The organism is Streptomyces sp. TLI_053, from assembly GCF_900105395.1.
In the GTDB taxonomy this organism is placed as follows: Bacteria; Actinomycetota; Actinomycetes; order Streptomycetales; family Streptomycetaceae; genus Kitasatospora.
In genome coordinates this window covers 6,377,394-6,395,608 of sequence record NZ_LT629775.1, presented here as the reverse complement: position 1 = coordinate 6,395,608, position 18,215 = coordinate 6,377,394, and the positions used below count along the sequence as shown (strand labels likewise).

The 18,215-nt window shown below is 72.3% G+C and carries 15 protein-coding genes; 8 read left to right on the top strand and 7 right to left on the bottom strand.

The genetic code is table 11. The features are described from left to right. Nucleotides 1-13 precede the first annotated feature (13 nt). Nucleotides 14-742: a TerD family protein gene (locus BLU95_RS26475; RefSeq protein ID WP_173862128.1), complete on the bottom strand. Its 729-nt coding sequence runs from the start codon at nt 740-742 to the stop codon at nt 14-16. Between the two features lie 344 nt (nt 743-1,086). On the opposite strand from BLU95_RS26475, the gene BLU95_RS26470 reads away from it, so the two are divergent. Continuing rightward, on the top strand, nt 1,087-2,262 hold the full coding sequence (locus tag BLU95_RS26470) for a DUF2637 domain-containing protein (RefSeq protein ID WP_093862173.1): 1,176 nt from the start codon (nt 1,087-1,089) through the stop codon (nt 2,260-2,262). A gap of 169 nt (nt 2,263-2,431) precedes the next feature. Here the strand turns inward: BLU95_RS26470 and BLU95_RS26465 are convergent, their stop codons facing one another. The 5 genes from BLU95_RS26465 to BLU95_RS26445 form a co-directional block, all read right to left on the bottom strand. Beyond that, entirely contained in the window at nt 2,432-3,529 is a 1,098-nt protein-coding gene (locus tag BLU95_RS26465) for a DUF475 domain-containing protein (RefSeq protein ID WP_093862172.1), read from the bottom strand. 109 nt (nt 3,530-3,638) lie between these two features. After that, nucleotides 3,639-4,214, bottom strand: a complete 576-nt coding sequence (locus BLU95_RS26460) for a TerD family protein (RefSeq protein WP_093862171.1) — start codon at nt 4,212-4,214, stop codon at nt 3,639-3,641. Nucleotides 4,215-4,466: 252 nt separating this feature from the next. Further along, entirely contained in the window at nt 4,467-5,042 is a 576-nt protein-coding gene (locus tag BLU95_RS26455) for a TerD family protein (protein ID WP_030395854.1), read from the bottom strand. A 252-nt stretch (nt 5,043-5,294) separates the two neighbouring features. Then, entirely contained in the window at nt 5,295-5,753 is a 459-nt protein-coding gene (locus BLU95_RS26450; protein ID WP_093862170.1) for a peroxiredoxin, read from the bottom strand. Nucleotides 5,754-6,002: 249 nt separating this feature from the next. Beyond that, nucleotides 6,003-6,440 (bottom strand): DUF3052 domain-containing protein, encoded by a 438-nt coding sequence (locus BLU95_RS26445; RefSeq protein WP_030395852.1) that lies wholly within the window; start codon nt 6,438-6,440, stop codon nt 6,003-6,005. A gap of 516 nt (nt 6,441-6,956) precedes the next feature. On the opposite strand from BLU95_RS26445, the gene aceE reads away from it, so the two are divergent. Further along, nucleotides 6,957-9,707 (top strand): pyruvate dehydrogenase (acetyl-transferring), homodimeric type, encoded by a 2,751-nt coding sequence (gene aceE / locus BLU95_RS26440; RefSeq protein WP_093862169.1) that lies wholly within the window; start codon nt 6,957-6,959, stop codon nt 9,705-9,707. 154 nt (nt 9,708-9,861) lie between these two features. Continuing rightward, the gene (locus BLU95_RS45240; RefSeq protein WP_159425001.1) at nt 9,862-10,641 is read left to right on the top strand and encodes a hypothetical protein; all 780 of its coding nucleotides are present in this window, start codon (nt 9,862-9,864) and stop codon (nt 10,639-10,641) included. A gap of 129 nt (nt 10,642-10,770) precedes the next feature. On the opposite strand, the gene BLU95_RS26430 is transcribed toward BLU95_RS45240, so the two are convergent. Further along, nucleotides 10,771-12,375 (bottom strand): MFS transporter, encoded by a 1,605-nt coding sequence (locus BLU95_RS26430; RefSeq protein ID WP_093862167.1) that lies wholly within the window; start codon nt 12,373-12,375, stop codon nt 10,771-10,773. 228 nt (nt 12,376-12,603) lie between these two features. Between BLU95_RS26430 and BLU95_RS26425 the strand changes: the two genes are divergently transcribed. From BLU95_RS26425 to BLU95_RS26405, 5 genes are all read left to right on the top strand, one after another. Then, a complete protein-coding gene (locus tag BLU95_RS26425) occupies nt 12,604-13,266 on the top strand; it encodes a TetR family transcriptional regulator (RefSeq protein ID WP_093862166.1) in 663 nt (220 codons plus the stop codon). Nucleotides 13,267-13,355: 89 nt separating this feature from the next. Then, nucleotides 13,356-14,720 (top strand): sensor histidine kinase, encoded by a 1,365-nt coding sequence (locus BLU95_RS26420; RefSeq protein WP_093862165.1) that lies wholly within the window; start codon nt 13,356-13,358, stop codon nt 14,718-14,720. Between the two features lie 22 nt (nt 14,721-14,742). Next, a complete protein-coding gene (locus BLU95_RS26415; RefSeq protein ID WP_030395846.1) occupies nt 14,743-15,417 on the top strand; it encodes a response regulator in 675 nt (224 codons plus the stop codon). Between the two features lie 159 nt (nt 15,418-15,576). Then, nucleotides 15,577-16,713, top strand: coding sequence for an alpha/beta hydrolase (locus BLU95_RS26410; protein WP_093862164.1), 1,137 nt, complete (start codon nt 15,577-15,579; stop codon nt 16,711-16,713). A gap of 61 nt (nt 16,714-16,774) precedes the next feature. Further along, complete coding sequence (locus tag BLU95_RS26405) at nt 16,775-18,025, top strand: acyltransferase family protein (RefSeq protein ID WP_093862163.1); 1,251 nt, start codon at nt 16,775-16,777, stop codon at nt 18,023-18,025. The last annotated feature ends 190 nt before the right edge of the window (nt 18,026-18,215 follow it).

The following is an 18,215-nucleotide window of genomic DNA, read 5'->3' as shown; positions in this document are numbered from 1 at the left end:
GTCCGCCCCGGTCTCACTCCGACTTGTACCCGCGCTGCCACTGCATCCCGAAGCCGTACAGCCGGTCGATGTCCGCCTGGAACCCGTTCACGTACCGCACCTCGCGCCGCACCGTGAGGGTGTTGTCACCGGTGTTCTCGATCAGCACCACCGCACAGGAGCGGGCCGCCGGCGCCCGCTCCTCCAGGTGGACCTCGATCCGCGGCCCGGACTGCGGCACGATCGTCACCACCGCGTTGGTCTGCTCGAAGGCCGGCGTGCCGTCGTAGATGTACACGAAGATCAGCAGCCGCTTGAACTGGTCCTTCTTCTCCAGGTTGACGTACATCGTCTCGCCGGACGGCGCGCCGTACTGGTCGTCGCCGCTGAGCTTGATGTACGGCGGGTTCCGGAGGTCACCGAAGAAGCCGCCCAGCGGCTGCACCACGCCCCGCTTGCCGTCGGTCAGCTCGTACATGCAGGCCAGGTCGAGGTCCACGTTGACCTGGGCGTTCTGGCTGGAGTCCGGCTCCATCGGGCTGAGGATGCGGGGGCTGAACACCCGCCGCAGGGAGTCCCTGGCGCTCGCCCTCGGGGCTCCTATCCGGGTGGTCCAGTGCAGGTTGACGTAGAGGTAGCCGGTGGTCGCCGCCGCACCGGTGATCGCGTGGTGCGGCGAGGACTTGGTCAGGGTGACCTTGAACTGGCCACCCGGGTCGAGCGTGTTCCGCTCTCCGCGCAGGTACTCCCAAATCGAGGCCATGCCGTCCTCCCCCAGCCGCGCCAGCCGATCTGACGGTCCGCCGCTCCATGATCGGGCATCAGCCCGCCCGCGGGTACCCGAAGTCCCCTACCCGCAGCCGCCCTCCGGACACCGGCCGGACACCGGCGGGTCGATTGGCGGGGCGAAGCTCACCTCCCGTACCATGCGGCCACTTCGGACGCGATATCGTCTAGCCGCACAGGTGTCCCGCCCGCCCGCCCGGGTGCGTCGGCGCACCCGTCCGACGACGACGCTTAGTCAGGCCCGGTCCCGGGGACGGATCCTGATCATCGTGTCGCACTTGAGACCTTTGTCCCCTGCGGAAACCCGAGGCCCGACCCGCAATGAACCTGACCTCCATACAGCTGGTCTGGACCGTCATCGGCGGTGTAGCCCTGCTGTTCACCGCCATCCTGGTGGCGACGCTGCGCTTCAAGAACAACAACCGGAAGGACGAATCCAGCGACTCCTGGGAGCGCAGCGAGGAACGCCGCCGACGCAAGGAGATGGTCTACGGGATCTCCTCCTACGTCCTGCTGTTCTGCTGCGCCGGCGTCGCGGCCGCGCTCTCCTTCCACGGCCTGGTCGGTTTCGGCAAGGAGAACCTCGGCCTCTCGAACGGCTGGGAGTACCTCGTCCCGTTCGGCCTGGACGGCGCCGCGATGTTCTGCTCGGTGCTCGCCGTCCGCGAGGCCAGCCACGGTGACGCGGCCCTCGGCTCCCGCCTGCTGGTCTGGGTGTTCGCGGTCGCCTCGGCCTGGTTCAACTGGGTGCACGCCCCGCGCGGCATGTCCCACGACGGCGCCCCCGAGTTCTTCTCCGGCATGTCGATCTCGGCCGCGATCCTCTTCGACCGCGCGCTGAAGCAGACCCGCAAGGCCGCGCTGCGCGAGCAGGGCCTCGTCCCCCGCCCGCTGCCGCAGATCCGCATCGTCCGCTGGCTGCGCGCACCCCGCGAGACCTACGCCGCCTGGTCGCTGATGCTGCTGGAGAACGTCCGCAGCCTGGACGAGGCCGTCGACGAGGTGCGCGAGGAGCGTCAGGCGAAGCTGGACGCCAAGGTGCGTGCCCGCAGCGCCGACCGCCGCGAGCGTGCCGAGCTGAAGGCGATCTCCCGCCAGTCCGGCGGCATGCTGTCGCGCAACCGCGCCGGCCGCCAGGTCCCCGCCCTCGCCGCTGCCGGAGACGGCCCGAGCGCTTCGGAGCCTGCCCTAGCCGTTGAGGCCGACGCCTTCTCCTCCCGCACCACCGGCTCGCTGCTGGACTCCGCCCCGCTGAGCGCCCTGGAGACCCGTCGCTCGCGCGGCTCCGAGTCGGCCTCGGGCTCGTCCTCCTCCTCGTTCTCCTCGTCGGGCTCGTCCTCGAGGCTCTCGTCCTCGACGACGACCTCGTCCTCGTCGTCCTCCTCGTCCGCCTACCGCTCGACGGTGGACCTGACGCCGGACGACGACACCCTGTCGATGCCGAAGCTCGACTCCCTGGAGCGCAAGCTGCGCGCCATCGAGCAGCAGCTCGGCTGAGCAGCGGCGACCGCCGCACGCAGAACGCGGACACCGGAAGAATACGGACACCGGAACGCGGACACCGGAAACGCCGAACGGCCGTTCCCCACTCGGGAGGAACGGCCGTTCGGCGTTTGCCGGGAGACCGGCGGGACGGGCAGGACGGGCGGAACCGGCAGGACGGGCCCTAGCTGTCGCTGCCCACCAGTTCCCGGTCCCCGCCGTCGGCACCCTCCCGGCGGTTGCGCAGGACCGACGAGCCGAGCGCGAGGCCGATGAAGGCGACGCCGATCAGGCCGGTGACGATCTCCGGGATGTGGTACTCGATGCCGACCAGCAGGATCACCGCGAGCGCGCCGATCGCGTAGTGCGCGCCGTGCTCCAGGTAGACGTAGTCGTCCAGGGTGCCCTTGCGGACCAGGAAGACGGTCAGCGAGCGGATGTACATCGCGCCGATGCCGAGGCCCAGGGTGATCTGGAAGATGTCGCTGGAGATGGCGAACGCGCCGACGACACCGTCGAAGGAGAACGAGGCGTCGAGCACCTCGAGGTACATGAAGAGGAAGAACGCGGCCTTGCCGCCCACCTGCACGATGGACTTTCCGGACTTCTCCTGCGCCTCCTCCTTCTCGGCCTCCTCCTCCAGGCCCGCCTCGAACACCGAGGAGAGGCCGTTCACCGAGAGGTAGGTGACGAGGCCGAGCACGCCGGCGAGCAGGACCGTCTCGGCGTGGTCACCGGCGAAGAAGTTGGCCGCCAGCAGCAGGGTGACCAGGGCGACGACGGTGGAGAAGGCCTCCAGCTTGCCGACCTTCTCCAGCGGGCGCTCGATCCAGGCCAGCCAGTTGTAGTCCTTCTCCTCGAAGATGAAGTCGAGGAAGATCATCAGCAGGAAGACGCCGCCGAAGGCCGCGATGGCCGGGTTGGCCGCTTCCAGGTACTGGCCGTAGGTGAGGCCCTCGTAGGTCTTGTCGCTGTGCAGCGCGAGGTCGACGACCGTGGCCGGGTTGAGGTGCGCGGTGAGGCCGACGACCAGCAGCGGGAAGATCAGCCGCATACCGAACACGGCGATCAGCACGCCGACGGTGAGGAAGATCTTCTGCCAGTACGGGTTCATCCGCTTCAACACCGTGGCGTTGACCACCGCGTTGTCGAACGAGAGGGAGATCTCCAGGATGGAGAGGATCAGCACGATGCCGAATCCCTCGGCTCCCCAGAGCAGGCCGGCGGCGATCAGCCCGAGAATGGTGATCGCGAATGACCAGCCGAATGTGCGGAGGAACACGGGACTTGGTTACCTTTCGGGTTCATGGCGTCGACGAGGGTCGACGTTCGCCGGGACGCGTCCGGCCGCGCCGGGGCGCCGAACGGGACGATCGCGGCGGTGAGGGCCTTTACTGTACGTTTACGCCGAAATCGAGGGCAATGCCCCGCAGGCCCGAGGCATAACCCTGGCCCACCGCGCGGAACTTCCACTCACCGGCGTACCGGTACAGCTCGCCGAAGATCATCGCGGTCTCGCTGGACGCGTCCTCGGTGAGGTCGTAGCGGGCGATCTCCTGACCGTCCACCGAGTTGACCACCCGGATGTAGGCGTTGCGGACCTGGCCGAAGTTCTGCCCCCGGTTCTCGGCGTCGTAGATCGACACCGGGAAGACCACCTTGTCGACCTGCGGCGGCACCAGGTCCAGGTTGACCAGGACGACCTCGTCGTCCCCGTCGCCGTCACCGGTGAGGTTGTCGCCGGTGTGCTCGACCGAGCCCTCGGGGCTCTTGAGGTTGTTGTAGAAGACGAAGTACTCGTCGCCCAGCACCCTGCCGCCGGAGCACAGCAGCGCGCTCGCGTCGAGGTCGAAGGGCGCGCCGGTCGTCGACCGGGCGTCCCAGCCGAGACCGATCTGCACCTGCGTCAGATTCGGCGCGGCCTTGGTGAGCGAGACATTGCCACCCTTGGCGAGCGTGACACTCATTGGCGGTCCTTCCTCCCTTGCCTCCCGGGGCGCATCTCAGGTCTATTCCCCCGCGACCCCGGCCGGCCCCTTCCGGCCGGCTGAACTTTCCTGAACTCCCATCCTTCCAGTGCGGCCGAGCGGGTCGTAGCCCGGGCACGGCAAACCCCGCGCCGACACAAGGCGAACGGCCGGGGCGGCCGCCGACGCTCTCGCGTCCGCGGCCGCCCCGGCCGTGGTTCACCAGCGGGCCGTCACCGGCCCCGCCCCGTCTCAGACGTTGACGCCGAAGTCCTGGGCGATGCCGCGCAGGCCGGAGGCGTAGCCCTGGCCGATCGCGCGGAACTTCCACTCGGCGCCGTTGCGGTACAGCTCGCCGAAGACCATCGCCGTCTCGGTGGAGGCGTCCTCGGTGAGGTCGTACCGGGCCAGCTCCTTGTTGTCCGCCTGGTTCACCACGCGGATGAACGCGTTGCGGACCTGGCCGAAGTTCTGCGAGCGGTTCTCGGCGTCGTAGATCGACACCGGGAAGACGATCTTCTGCACATCGGCCGGCACGGTCGCCAGGTTGACCTTGATCGCCTCGTCGTCGCCCTCGCCCTCACCGGTGAGGTTGTCACCGGTGTGCTCGACCGAGCCGTCGGGGCTCTTCAGGTTGTTGAAGAAGACGAAGTTGCCGTCCGCGCCGACCTTGCCCTGGTCGTTGCAGAGCAGAGCGCTGGCGTCCAGGTCGAAATCCGTGCCCGTGGTGGTGCGGACGTCCCAGCCGAGGCCGACCAGTACGGCGGTCAGGCCGGGGGCCTCCTTGGTGAGCGAGACATTGCCGCCCTTGCTCAGGCTGACACCCACTTGTCCTCCAAGATTCGGGAGGCACTCCTCGGTGCCCCCGTGGTGCGGTCCGAAGCTCCGGCGGCGAACCGTCCCGAGCCTCTGACCAGCCAACGGACCGATCGTAGTGCGGGGTTCCCGTCCGCGCCGGGGAACCGTGCGGTCCCGGTGCCCCGCGATGCTCCCGAGCGCGCCGGGGAACCGTGCGGTCCCGGTGCCCCGCGATGCTCCCGAGCAGGCCGGGGAAGCCGGCGGGCCGGGTGCCCGCAGGGCTCAGAGTGCGCCGAGGGCCGCCAGGTACTCCTGCTCGTCACGGGCGTCCGGCAGGCCGTTCACGACGCTCCAGCGGACCACACCGGCCTTGTCGATCACGAAGGTGCCACGCACGGCGCAGCCCTTGGTCGCGTCGAAGACGCCGTAGGCGCGGGAGACCTCGCCGTGCGGCCAGAAGTCGGAGAGCAGCGGGAAGTCCAGGCCCTCCTGCTCGGCGAAGATCCGCTGGCTGAACGGCGAGTCGTTGGACACGCCCAGCACCTGGACCTCGTCGTTCTGCAGCCGCGGCAGCTCCTTCTGGATCGCGCAGACCTCACCGGTGCAGACACCGGTGAACGCGAACGGGTAGAAGACCACGACGACGTTCTTGGCGCCCCGGAAGTCGGAGAGCCGGACCAGCTCGCCGTGCTGGTTCTTGAGCTCGAAGTCCGGAGCCTCGGTGCCGATCTCGATGGCCATGCGGTGACCTTTCCCACTCGACGCGACTGGGCCGCGCGGGTGACGCGGCGAGCGCCATCCTCGCATTCGCCGAGGTCGGTTGAGCCGGACGGGTGAGGGCTGCGCCGTCCGGGGCCACCGCTTTCGCCCTGGGCGAACGGTTCGGCCGTCCGGGTTCCGGCGCCCTCCGGACGGCCGTCCGGGAAAACGGACCGGGCCCCGCCGGAGGGAGGCTCCGGCGGGGCCCGGTGGGGCCGTCCCTGGCAGGACTCAGCGCTTGGCCGGCTTGGCCGTCGACTTGGTCGCCAGGCGGGTGGCGGCCCAGTCCTTGGCGATCGCGATCGAGCTGGTCTGGGAGAGGCCCGCGGTCTTCGCGGCATCGGCGATGTCCGAGGCCTCGATGTGGCCGTCACGGCCGGTCTTGGGCGTCAGCAGCCAGATCAGGCCGCCCTCCGCCAGGTATTCCAGGGCGTCGACGAGGGAGTCGGTGAGGTCTCCGTCGTCGTCGCGGTGCCACAGCAGGACGGCGTCTGCGACGTCGTCGTAGTCCTCGTCGACAAGATCGGTCCCGGTGATCTCCTCGATGCCCTCGCGGAGGTCCTGGTCACTGTCTTCGTCGTACCCCAGCTCCTGGATGATCTGGCCCTCGTCGAAGCCGAGACGGGCTGCCGGGTTGGACTTGTCCGCGGGGTCCGCGGTCGCGCTCACGGGAATAACCTCCAGTATTCGGCCCGGCGTCCATGCCGGGGCTGTGGCCGTAGTCCACACGGGCGCGGCGGTTCGCGCAAGTACCCGACCCCCGATCCCCTCCAAAGGTTGACGTGTCGCAGGGGGACACGCCGGGCGACGTGTCGGGAATCACACCGATTTGCCCTTCTCTGCACAAGACAAGGATGCTTCGGGAGGTCCCGGTCCACAGGCCGTACGCACGCCCGAGATGCGAACAGCATTCGGGTCCGCGCGCACGCGGGCGTAGAGTCTCCTGTTGGCCCTCACCCCGCCCGTCCGCCATCGGACGGACGGGAAACCAGGTCGGACCACCTCTGTTCGTAACACCCGGGGGTGTGCGGCACGGACGACGCTGTCCGAACCGCACATCGCCAGACCGTTCCTTCTGTTGGGCGGAACGGTTACCGATCGGTAGAGATGACGGATCTCCGAGCGCGGTAGCACGATGGAGGCGGCGCGACACACCTCAGTTTCGACCGACAGTGAAGGAACAGCGTGGCTTCCGGATCCGATCGCAACCCGATCATCATTGGCGGCCTTCCGAGTCAGGTCCCGGACTTCGATCCCGAGGAGACCGCGGAATGGCTGGAGTCGCTCGATGCGGCCATCGACGAGCGGGGGCGCGAGCGTGCCCGTTACCTGATGCTGCGGCTGATCGAGCGCGCCCGCGAGAAGCGTGTCGCCGTGCCCGAGATGCGCAGCACGGACTACGTCAACACCATCGCCACCAAGGACGAGCCGTTCTTCCCCGGTAACGAGGAGATCGAGCGCAAGATCCTGAACGCGACCCGCTGGAACGCCGCGGTGATGGTCTCCCGGGCGCAGCGCCCCGGGATCGGGGTGGGTGGCCACATCGCCACCTTCGCCTCCTCCGCGTCGCTCTACGACGTCGGCTTCAACTACTTCTTCCGGGGCAAGGACGCCGAGGGCGAGTCCGGCGACCAGATCTTCTTCCAGGGTCACGCCTCCCCCGGCATCTACGCCCGCGCGTTCCTGCTGGACCGGCTCACCGAGCAGCAGCTCGACGCCTTCCGCCAGGAGAAGTCGAAGGCCCCCTACGGCCTCTCCAGCTACCCGCACCCGCGGCTGATGCCGGACTTCTGGGAGTTCCCGACCGTCTCGATGGGCCTCGGCCCGCTCGGCGCGATCTACCAGGCCCGGATGAACCGCTACCTGGAGCACCGGGGCATCAAGGACACCTCCGACTCGCAGGTCTACGCCTTCCTCGGCGACGGCGAGATGGACGAGCCCGAGTCGCTCGGCCAGCTGTCCCTGGCCGCCCGCGAGGGCCTGGACAACCTCACCTTCGTGGTCAACTGCAACCTGCAGCGCCTCGACGGCCCGGTCCGCGGCAACGGCAAGATCATCCAGGAGCTGGAGTCGCAGTTCCGCGGCGCCGGCTGGAACGTCATCAAGCTGGTCTGGGACCGCAGCTGGGACCCGCTGCTCGCCCAGGACCGCGACGGCGTCCTGGTGAACAAGCTGAACACCACGGTCGACGGCCAGTTCCAGACCTACGCGACCGAGACCGGCGCGTACATCCGCGAGAACTTCTTCGGCGGCGACCTGCGGCTGCGCAAGATGGTCGAGAACATGACCGACCAGCAGATCCAGCACCTGGGTCGCGGCGGCCACGACCACGCCAAGGTCTACGCGGCGTTCAAGGCGGCCCGCGAGCACAAGGGCCAGCCGACGGTCATCCTGGCCCAGACGGTCAAGGGCTGGACGCTCGGCCCCAACTTCGAGGGCCGCAACGCGACCCACCAGATGAAGAAGCTGACGGTCGAGGACCTGAAGCGCTTCCGCGACCGCCTGCACCTCCCGATCACGGACAAGCAGCTGGAGGAGGGCTACCCGCCCTACTACCACCCGGGCCGTGACTCGGAGGAGATCCAGTACATGCACGACCGCCGCAAGGAGCTGGGCGGCTACGTGCCGACCCGCAAGGTGCGGCCGCGGCAGCTGGAGCTCCCGGGCGACGACGCGTACAAGGCGGTCAAGAAGGGCTCCGGCAACCAGACCATCGCCACCACCATGGCGTTCGTCCGGGTGCTCAAGGACCTCATGCGGGACAAGGGCATCGGCAACCGCTTCGTGCCGATCGCGCCCGACGAGTACCGCACCTTCGGCATGGACTCGCTGTTCCCGTCGGCGAAGATCTACAACCCGCTGGGCCAGACCTACGAGTCGGTCGACCGCGACCTGCTGCTGGCCTACAAGGAGTCGCCGACCGGCCAGATGCTGCACGACGGCATCTCCGAGGCGGGCTGCACCGCCTCGCTGATCGCCGCCGGCTCGTCCTACGCCACCCACGGCGAGCCGCTGATCCCGGTCTACGTCTTCTACTCGATGTTCGGGTTCCAGCGCACCGGCGACCAGTTCTGGCAGATGGCCGACCAGCTGGCCCGCGGCTTCGTGATCGGCGCCACCGCCGGCCGCACCACGCTGACCGGTGAGGGCCTGCAGCACGCCGACGGCCACTCGCACCTGCTGGCCTCGACCAACCCCGGTGTCGTCGCGTACGACCCGGCGTACGGCTTCGAGATCGCGCACATCGTGCAGGACGGTCTGCGCCGGATGTACGGCTCCAGCGCCGAGCACCCGCACGGCGAGGACGTGTTCTACTACATGACCGTCTACAACGAGCCGATCAAGATGCCGGCCGAGCCGGAGAACGTGGACGTCGAGGGCATCCTCAAGGGTCTGCACCGGTACGCCCCCGGCACCGCCGGCCAGATCCCGGCCCAGATCCTCGCCTCCGGCGTGGCCGTGCCGTGGGCCCTGGAGGCCCAGCGGATCCTGGCCGAGGAGTGGAACGTCAAGGCCGACGTCTGGTCCGCGACCTCCTGGAACGAGCTGCGCCGCGACGCGGTGGAGGCCGAGGAGTTCAACCTGCTGCACCCCGAGGAGCAGCAGCGCGTCCCGTACGTGACCAGCAAGCTCCAGGGCGCCGAGGGCCCGTTCGTCGCCGTGTCCGACTGGATGCGCGCGGTGCCGGACCAGATCGCCCGCTGGGTGCCGGGGCAGTACCAGTCGCTGGGTGCCGACGGTTTCGGCTTCGCCGACACCCGCGGCGCGGCCCGTCGCTTCTTCCACATCGACGCGCAGTCGGTCGTGCTGGGTGTGCTCACCGAGCTCGCCAAGGAGGGCAAGATCGACCGCAGCGCGCTGAAGGACGCGATCGACCGCTACCAGCTGCTCGACGTGGCGGCGGCCGACCCGGGCGCCGCGGGCGGCGAGGCCTGAGCGCCCCGCTGATCCCCTGAGGGGCCGGTCCCCCCGCCGTGTGCGGGGGGACCGGCCCCTCGCCGTTCCCCGGAGCGCTCCGGCTGCCTCTTAACCTTCCCGAGAGTCACCCTTAAGGTGTCCCCGAGGGGGCGAGGGGAGGGGGCCGGGTACCGTGCGCGCACCGAGGACGGGGGCCTTCCCCCTGGCGTTGCTGGTCGGAGTGACGACCGGCGCACTGCTGTCCCAGCTGCTGCCCGCGCCGGAGGAGATCGGCGGGCCGTCGGTGGCCCTGCCGGCCGCCTCGGACCGGGCCGTGGTCGAACTGGTGCCGGTACCGGTGCCGGCGGCGCCGGGAACCGTGCCCGGACCGGCCGAGCCCTCCGGGTCCGCCGCTCCCGGCGGACCGGCGGGTCCCGAGGCGACCGCGACCGACCCGGCCGCGCCGCGGACCGCCCCGGACGGCGCCGGACCGGCCGCGTCCTCTCCCGGCTCTCCGGGCACTCCCGCCGCCCCCGGCACCCCGGCCGGGCCGCCGGCGCTCGGGCTGGTCGCCGCCGAGGTCCCGGCGGGAAGCTCCGGCCCGGCCGCGTCGGCACCGCCGTCGGCGCAGTCCCCGGACCGGTCCGGGCCGACCGCCCCGGCCACCGCGCCGTCCGCGCCGTCCACCCGCCCGCCCGCGACCACCGCCCCGCCGACCGCGGGAAGCACCGCCGGAACCGCCGCCGGAACCGGTGACGCCGGGGCCGCCACCACGGTCCCCGCCCCGACCCGGCCGCCGACCGCCCCGCCGGCCGGTGGCAGCGGCGGGGGCGGCGGCCATTTCGGCCCCAGCCAGGTGCTGCCCGCGCCCAGCCCGTCCGCCACCCTCTCCGAGGAGGAGTACTGGCGGCGGGCCGAGGCCTGCTGGGCCGCCGCCGAGACCGACCCGACGCTGGACTGCCCCACCTCCTGACGCCGCACGGCCGCTCCCCCGACCCGGAAGGCCACGGGCCCCGACCCGGTAGGCCACCGGCCCCGGAACGCCACCGGCCCCGGACCGTGGGAACGGTCCGGGGCCGGCGCCCGGCGGGGGCGGGGCTGCTCAGATGTGGACGGCGGGCCCGGCCTCGGTGGTGCCGCGGCGGGTCAGCAGTCCGAGCACGGCGGCGGCGAAGGCGACCACCGAGGCGACCGCGAACGCCAGTGACATGCCGCTGACGAAGGAGTCGTGGACGGCGCCGGCCATCGCGTCGACCACCTGCTGCGGGGTCCCGGCCGGGGCGGGCGGGGCGAAGCCGAGCTGGGCGGCCTGGTTGAGTCCCTCGGCCTGGGCCGGCTCGACCGGGGGCAGCCCGGCCTTCGCCCAGTTGCCGGGCAGCACGTCGGTGACCTTGGCGGCCATCAGCGCGCCCAGCACGGCGGTGCCGAGGCTGCCGCCGACCTGCATCGCGGCCTGCTGGAGGCCGCCGGCGACACCGGACAGCTCCAGCGGGGCGTTTCCGACGATGACCTCGGTGGCGCCGACCATGACCGGGCTGATACCCAGGCCCATCAGCACGAACCAGAGCGCCATCACGCCGTTGCCCGACCCGGAGTCCAGGGTGGACATGCCGAACATCGCGGCGGTGGTGATCAGCATGCCGGCCACGATCGGGATCCGCGGGCCCAGCTTGCCGATCGCGATACCCGCCACCGGCGAGCCGATGATCATCATGCCGGTCATCGGCAGCAGGTGGACGCCCGCCTGGACCGGCGTCATGGCGTGCACGTTCTGCAGGTAGAAAGTCACGAAGAAGATCGCGCCGAAGAAGGCGAAGGCCATCAGGGCCATCAGCAGGACGCCCGCCGACAGCGGCACCGAGCGGAACAGCGCGAGCGGGATCAGCGGCTCGCGGGCCTTGCCCTGCCAGAGCGCGAAGAGCACCATCAGCACCACCGCGCCGCCCAGCAGGAGCAGCGTGGAGGCGTCGCCCCAGCCCCACTCGGGGGCCTTGATGATGCCGAAGACCAGCGCGAACATCGCCACCGAGAGCAGCACGATGCCCGGGATGTCGAAGGACCTGGCGGCGTTCTCGGCCCGCACGTCCTTGAGGATCCACAGGCCGAGGCCGAGCGCCAGCAGGCCGACCGGGATGTTGATGAAGAACACCGACTCCCAGTTGACGTGCTCGACCAGCAGGCCGCCGACGATCGGGCCGGCCGCGGTCGAGGCGCCGATCACGCCGCCCCAGATGCCGATCGCCATGTTGAGCTTCTCGGCCGGGAAGGCCCCGCGGAGCAGGCCGAGCGCGGCCGGCTGGAGCAGCGCGCCGAACAGGCCCTGGAGCACGCGGCAGGCGATCACGGTCTGGATGTTGCCGGCGAAGCCGATCGCGGCCGAGGTGGCGGCGAAACCGACCGCGCCGACCAGGAAGGTGCTCTTGTGGCCGAACCGGTCACCGATCTTGCCGGCCGTGATCAGGAAGACCGCGAGGGCCAGCAGATAACCGCTGGTCACCCACTGGATCTCGGAGGGCGCGGCGTTGAGGTCGGCCTGGATCACCGGGTTGGCGATGGCGACGATCGTCCCGTCCAGGGCGACCATCATCACGCCGACGGCGACGGTGAGCAGGGTCAGCCAGGGGTGTCCCTGGAGGCTCCTCCCACCCGGTGAAGTGCCGGACGGCGGCGTGTCCGCCTCGGCGCTCTTGGTGAGGGACTGACTCATCTGGGCCCTCCGGGGCTGACTGCGGACGGACGTGGTCGTGGCGCCCCGGCCCACCCGTCCCCACGAGTACCCGGCCCGACGGGCGCCACTCCGGCAGATTATGTCAGCAGCTGACATTCGGCAAACACTGTCTTCTGCCACTGCCTGCCATTTGTCAGAGGGCTACAGTAGCCTCCGGAACACCAGCCGAATCACCCAGCCGAACCACCCCTCCGGAAGGCGCCCGCCATGGCCGCTCAGCCCGCTCCTCCCGCCGCCCCGGAGCCCGGGCTCCGCGCGCGGAAGAAGCAGCGCACCCGGGACGCCCTCATCGAGGCCGCGCACCGGCTGTTCCTCGGGCAGGGCTTCGCCAGCACCACCGTCGACGAGATCGCCGCCGCGGTCGACGTCTCGCAGCGCACCTTCTTCCGCTACTTCGCCAACAAGGACGAGGTCGCCCTCGCCGTCCTCGCCGAGGCCGAGGACCACTTCATCGAACTGCTGCGGGCCCGCCCCGCCGAGGAGGGCCCGCTCCGGGCGCTGCGGGCCGCGATCGTCGGCTCCTGGCGCGAGCGCGGCTCCGCCCACCCCACCGGACCGTGCTCGGTGACCGCCGCGCTGGAGCTCATCCGGATGATCGAGGACACCCCCACCCTGCTCGCCGCCCACCTGCGCCGGGTCGCCGAGCAGGAGCGCGTGGTGATCCGGGTGCTCGCCGAGCGCGAGGGCCTCGACCCGGCCGAGGACCTCCGGCCCGCCGTCCTCGCGGCCGCGTTCGGCGCCGTGCTGCGCGCCGCCCACCTGTCCTGGACCGCCGACCAGGAGGACATCGGACCGGAGGGCATGGTCGCGCTGATCGACCGCCACCTGGACCAGCTCGGCCCGGCCCTGGTCGGCGACTGGCGCTCCTGAGCCGCCCGCCCACCCCCTACCGGGGTACTACGCGGGACCCGGGACCTCGGGGGGACGCCCGGCGCCCCGGCCCGCCCTAGGCTGACCGGATGATCGAGCCGTCCCCCGGGCCCGCCCCGACCGGTCCGGTGCGCGCGCTGCTCGCCCCGCTGACCCGCCCCTCCGCGGACCACACCCCGCTGCTCGGCCACGCCGCGCGCCCCTGGGTCCGCCGCCTCCCCCAGCTCGCCGCCGTGGCCGCGATCGCCTCGCTGCTGCCCAGCGGGATCAACGTGCTCAGCAACGACTACGGGATCTCCGGCGGCCTGGCCGCCGCCCTCTCGGTCGCCCAGTCGGTGCCGCTGCTGCTCGCCGTCACCCGGCCGCTGCCCGCCTGGTGGATGATCGGCGGCGCCGACCTGCTGACCGCGCTGGCGGTCCTCGTCGTCGGCACCGGCCCCACCGGCCCCTGGCCGTGGCCGCCTCCCGTCCTGGTCGGCTACCTCCTGCTGATGCTGACGCTGGCGCTGCGCGAGCCCCGCCGGACGCTGGTCGCGGTCTGGCTCACCACCGCGGCGGCCGGCCTGACGATGTCCTTCCTCGGCTTCACCGACCGGTTCGGCGGCGACAACAACCTGCTCGCCACCGCCCTGGCCGGCGCCGTCCTGGTCCTCGGCGGGGCACTGCGCGAACGTGCCGAGGCCGCCCGGCGGCTCGCGGAGCAGGAGCACATCAGCGAGGCCGAGCGCGAGCGCCGCACCCTGCTGGAGGAACGCGCCCGAATCGCCCGCGAGCTGCACGACGTGGTCGCCCACCACATGTCGGTGATCGCCGTGCAGGCGGCCAGCGCGCCGTACCGGATCGCCGGGGTCCCGGACGAGGCGGCGGAGGAGTTCACCGCGATCGCCGGAACGGCCCGCGAGTCGCTGACCGAGATGCGGCGGCTGCTCGGCGTGCTGCGCAGCGAGGACTCCGGCGCCGAGACGGCGCCCCAGCCGGGCATCGGCCAACTGGCCCAGCTGGTCGACACGGTGCGCCGGGCCGGGGTGGCGGCCGAACTCGCCGTCGACCCGGGGCTGACGGACGACGCGCTGCCGCCGGCCGTCGGCCTCTCCGTCCACCGGATCGTCCAGGAGGCGCTGGCCAACGTGGTCCGGCACGCCCCGGGCGCCAGGGCCTGGGTCTCGCTGACCGTCGACGAGGGGTCCCTGCTGGTCACCGTGGTCAACGCGGCCCCGCCCGAGCGCACCGGGTCGCTGGAGGGTTCGGCCGAGGGCACCGGCCACGGGCTGGTCGGCATGCGGGAACGGGTCCGGCTGCTGGGCGGGCGGCTGGACACCGGCCCGCTGGCCGACGGCGGGTTCCGGGTGGCCGCCGTGCTGCCCGTCGACGGTCTGACGGATACTCGGTCGCAGGACAGCCGGCCGAGCGGCACCGCGTCCCCCGATCCGGACGGGACGCCGGCCGGGCCGTAGCGCGCCCCGGGGAGAGCACCGTATGACCATCCGCGTGATCATCGTCGACGACCAGGCGATGGTACGGGCCGGATTCGCCGCCCTGCTGGGCGCGCAGAGCGACATCGACGTGGTGGGGGACGCGGCGGACGGCGCCCAGGCCCTGGAGGTGACCGGCCGCACCCACCCGGACGTCGTGCTGATGGACGTCCGGATGCCGGTCATGGACGGCCTGGAGGCCGCCCGGCGACTGCTGGACCCGGCGGTGCCCGGCGCCCACCGCCCCAAGGTGCTGATGCTCACCACCTTCGACGTCGACGACTACGTCTACGAGGCGCTGCGGGCCGGCGCCAGCGGCTTCCTGCTCAAGGACGCTCCGCCGGCCGACCTCATCGCCGCCGTCCGGGTGGTGGCGGCCGGCGAGGCGTTGCTCGCACCCTCGGTGACCCGCCGGCTGATCGAGGACTTCGCCCGCACCCGGCCGGCCCGGCGCCGGGACCCGAAGCTGCGGCTCAACGGCCTGACACCGCGGGAGACCGAGGTGCTGGAGCTGATCGCCCGGGGCCTTTCCAACCAGGAGATCGCCGCCGGGCTGGTCCTCGCCGAGCAGACCGTGAAGACCCACATCGGCCGGATCCTGGCCAAGCTGGACCTGCGCGACCGCGCCCAGGCCGTGGTGCTCGCCTACGAGTCCGGCCTGGTGACCCCCGGGCAATGACGCCTCCCCCCGGCCCGCGGTGGGGTTCTCCCCCGGGGGAGAACCTCCTGATACCCGGGTAGCACAGGGGAGTTGGCCCCGCGGTGTGACGTCCGCGGGGCCGCCCCGCTCCTACCGTCCCCTCCTGTCGAAGCCGAAACGGCCCGGGAGGGAACGGACATGGGGAAGCAGCGGATCCGGCGCGCACTGGCGGCCGCCACGCTGGCACTGGTCGCGGCACTGGGCGCGGGCGGCTGGGCCGCCGGCGGCGAGCGGGCGGTGACCGGGCCGCCGCCCGGCAGCACCGAGTGGCTCGCCGACACCACCCTCGGCCTGCCGCTGCCCGACCCGGCCACCGCCCGCCCCGCCGAGGTGGCCGCCTTCTTCGCCCGACTGCCGCCCGCCGCCCGGGAGGAACTGGCCGTCCGCCATCCGCTGGTGGTCGGCAACCTGGACGGCGCGCCCGTCGAGCTGCGGCTGCGGGCCAACACCCGGGCGATCGCCGCCGAACGCGACCGCGCCGCGGCCCGGGCCGTCGACCCGGTACTCACCCCGCAGGACCGCGCCGACGCCCGGGAGCGCGCGGAGCGCTGCCGCACCCTGCTCGACGGATCGGCGCCCGGCGGTCCGCGCCGGTTCCTGGCCTTCGACCCGCGCGGCCGGGGCCTGGTCGCCGAGGTGTCCGGCGACCTCGCCACCGCCGGACGGGTCGCCGTGGTGGTCCCCGGCTCCGACATCGACCTGCGCACCTTCGACCGCGCCGGCGCCCCCTACGGCACCCCCGCCGGAATGGCCCGCGCCCTGTACGGGGCGACCGGTGGACGGACCGCGGTGATCGCCTGGGCCGGCTACACCACCCCGCTCGGGCCGGGCCCGGACGCCGCCACCGAGCGGCTGGCCCGGGCCGGCGCCGGGAGGCTGACCCGGCTGCTGGACGGACTCGCCGTCAGCACCCGCCCGGACGCCCCGCCCACGGTGTTCTGCCACAGCTACGGCTCGGTGGTCTGCGGGCTGGCCAGGCCGGGCCCGGACCTCACCTCCGGTGTGGTGGTGCTCGGCTCACCCGGCCTCGGCGTCGACTCGGCCGCCGAGCTCGACCCGCGGGTCCCGCTCTGGGCCACCACCCGCAACGACTCCGACTGGATCGGCCGGGTGCCGTTCGTCCGGCTGCTCGGCCTCGGCCACGGCGCCGACCCGACCGACCCGGCCTTCGGCGCCCGGCCGCTGCCGTCCACCGGCTCGCACGGCCACAGCGGCTACTTCGCCCCGGGCACGGCCTCGCTGGCCGCCTTCGCCGGGCTCGCCCTCGGCCGCTGAACCCTCCCCTTCCTTCCGCTCCACGACCGCCGCGCCGCACCCCGCGAACGGAGACCTCGTCATGCCCGGTTCCCCGCTGGCCCCCGTACTGGCCCCCCTGCACCGCGCCGCCCGCCGGGTGGACGCCCGCACCCCCGAGAGCCGCGACCGCGCCCTCGACGGCCTGCGCGCCCTCGCCCTGCTCGCCGTCCCGGTCGGCCACTGGCTGCTCGGCGGCTTCACCCGCTCCGCCGACGGCGCCCTGCACAACGCCAGCCCGCTGTCCTCCCCCGCACTCGGCTTCTTCGCCCCGGCCAGCTGGGGGCTGCAACTGCTCGGAGTGTTCTTCCTGGTCGGCGGGTACTCCGCGGTCCGCTCGCTGGAACGGGCCCGGGCCCGCGGCACGGGCCCGGCCGGCTGGCTGCGCGGCCGGGCGGTGCGACTGCTCCGCCCGGTGCTCGGGGTGGCCGCCGTCTGGGCCCTGCTGGTCCCGCTGCTGCCGCGCCTCGGCGTGCCCGCCGACACCGTCCGGACCGGATCGACGCTGGTGGTGCAGCCGCTCTGGTACATCGCGGTCTACCTGGGGCTGACCGCCCTCACCCCGCTCTGCGCGGCCGCCGCCCGCCGGCTCGGCGGCTGGTCCGCCGGCCTGCCGCTGGCCGCGGTCGCCGCGGTCGACCTGCTGCGGTACGGGCCGTGGGCGGAGGCGGTGCCGTCCTGGGTCGGGCTGCTGAACATCCTGCCGGGCTGGCTGTTCGGCTACCAGCTGGGCGTGCTCTGGGCCGGGGGCCGGCTGGGCCGTCCGGCGGCGCGACTGCTGCTGGGCGGGGGCGCGGCGCTGTTCGCGACGCTGCTGCTGGTGTTCCACTACCCGGCGTCGATGGTCGGGGTCCCGGGCGCCGCCCGGACCAACTCGCACCCGCCGTCCCTGCTGGTGCTGGCGCTGGCCTCGGTCCAGTGCGGCGCGGCGGTGCTGCTGCGCGACCGGCTCGGCCGGCTGCTGGCCGGGCGTCCGCTGCTGTGGCTGCCGGTGGTGGCGGTCAACCTGTCCGCGATGACGATCTTCTGCTGGCACCAGAGCGCGATGCTCGCCGTCGCGGTGCCCGGCGCGGCCGCCTTCGGCGCGGTGCCCGGACTGACGGTGGCGCCGGACTCGCTCGGCTGGGTGGCGCTGCGGCTGGCGCTGCTGCCGCTGTTCGGCGCGGCGCTGATCGGGATCGGGTGGTTCACCCGCCGGTTCGACGGCCCGTGGACGGCGCTCTCCCGGCCGGCCAAGGCGGCGGCCGGCGCGGCGGCGGCGTTCTTCGCCGCGTACGCGCTCGGCGTGGTCTGAACGCGCGGGCCGGAAGCCGTTCGACGGGCGGCGGCCGCGGACCGGTCCGGGGGGACGAACCGGTCCGCAGCCGCCGATTTCCGCGCGAACGACCGAAACCCCTCCGGGACACCCCGCGTTCATGTGATCCATCCCACAGTTTAAGGCGGTCCAGGTGCCGCTCCGGCCCCCTAGGCTTGCGCTGAAAGTT

Coding starts and splice junctions, on each gene's coding strand:
- BLU95_RS26475 (WP_173862128.1), bottom strand. CDS start 742: ATGGCCTCGATTTGGGAGTACCTGCGCGGAGAGCGGAACACGCTCGAC.
- BLU95_RS26470 (WP_093862173.1), top strand. CDS start 1,087: ATGAACCTGACCTCCATACAGCTGGTCTGGACCGTCATCGGCGGTGTA.
- BLU95_RS26460 (WP_093862171.1), bottom strand. CDS start 4,214: ATGAGTGTCACGCTCGCCAAGGGTGGCAATGTCTCGCTCACCAAGGCC.
- BLU95_RS26450 (WP_093862170.1), bottom strand. CDS start 5,753: ATGGCCATCGAGATCGGCACCGAGGCTCCGGACTTCGAGCTCAAGAAC.
- BLU95_RS26430 (WP_093862167.1), bottom strand. CDS start 12,375: ATGAGTCAGTCCCTCACCAAGAGCGCCGAGGCGGACACGCCGCCGTCC.
- BLU95_RS26425 (WP_093862166.1), top strand. CDS start 12,604: ATGGCCGCTCAGCCCGCTCCTCCCGCCGCCCCGGAGCCCGGGCTCCGC.
- BLU95_RS26420 (WP_093862165.1), top strand. CDS start 13,356: ATGATCGAGCCGTCCCCCGGGCCCGCCCCGACCGGTCCGGTGCGCGCG.
- BLU95_RS26415 (WP_030395846.1), top strand. CDS start 14,743: ATGACCATCCGCGTGATCATCGTCGACGACCAGGCGATGGTACGGGCC.
- BLU95_RS26410 (WP_093862164.1), top strand. CDS start 15,577: ATGGGGAAGCAGCGGATCCGGCGCGCACTGGCGGCCGCCACGCTGGCA.
- BLU95_RS26405 (WP_093862163.1), top strand. CDS start 16,775: ATGCCCGGTTCCCCGCTGGCCCCCGTACTGGCCCCCCTGCACCGCGCC.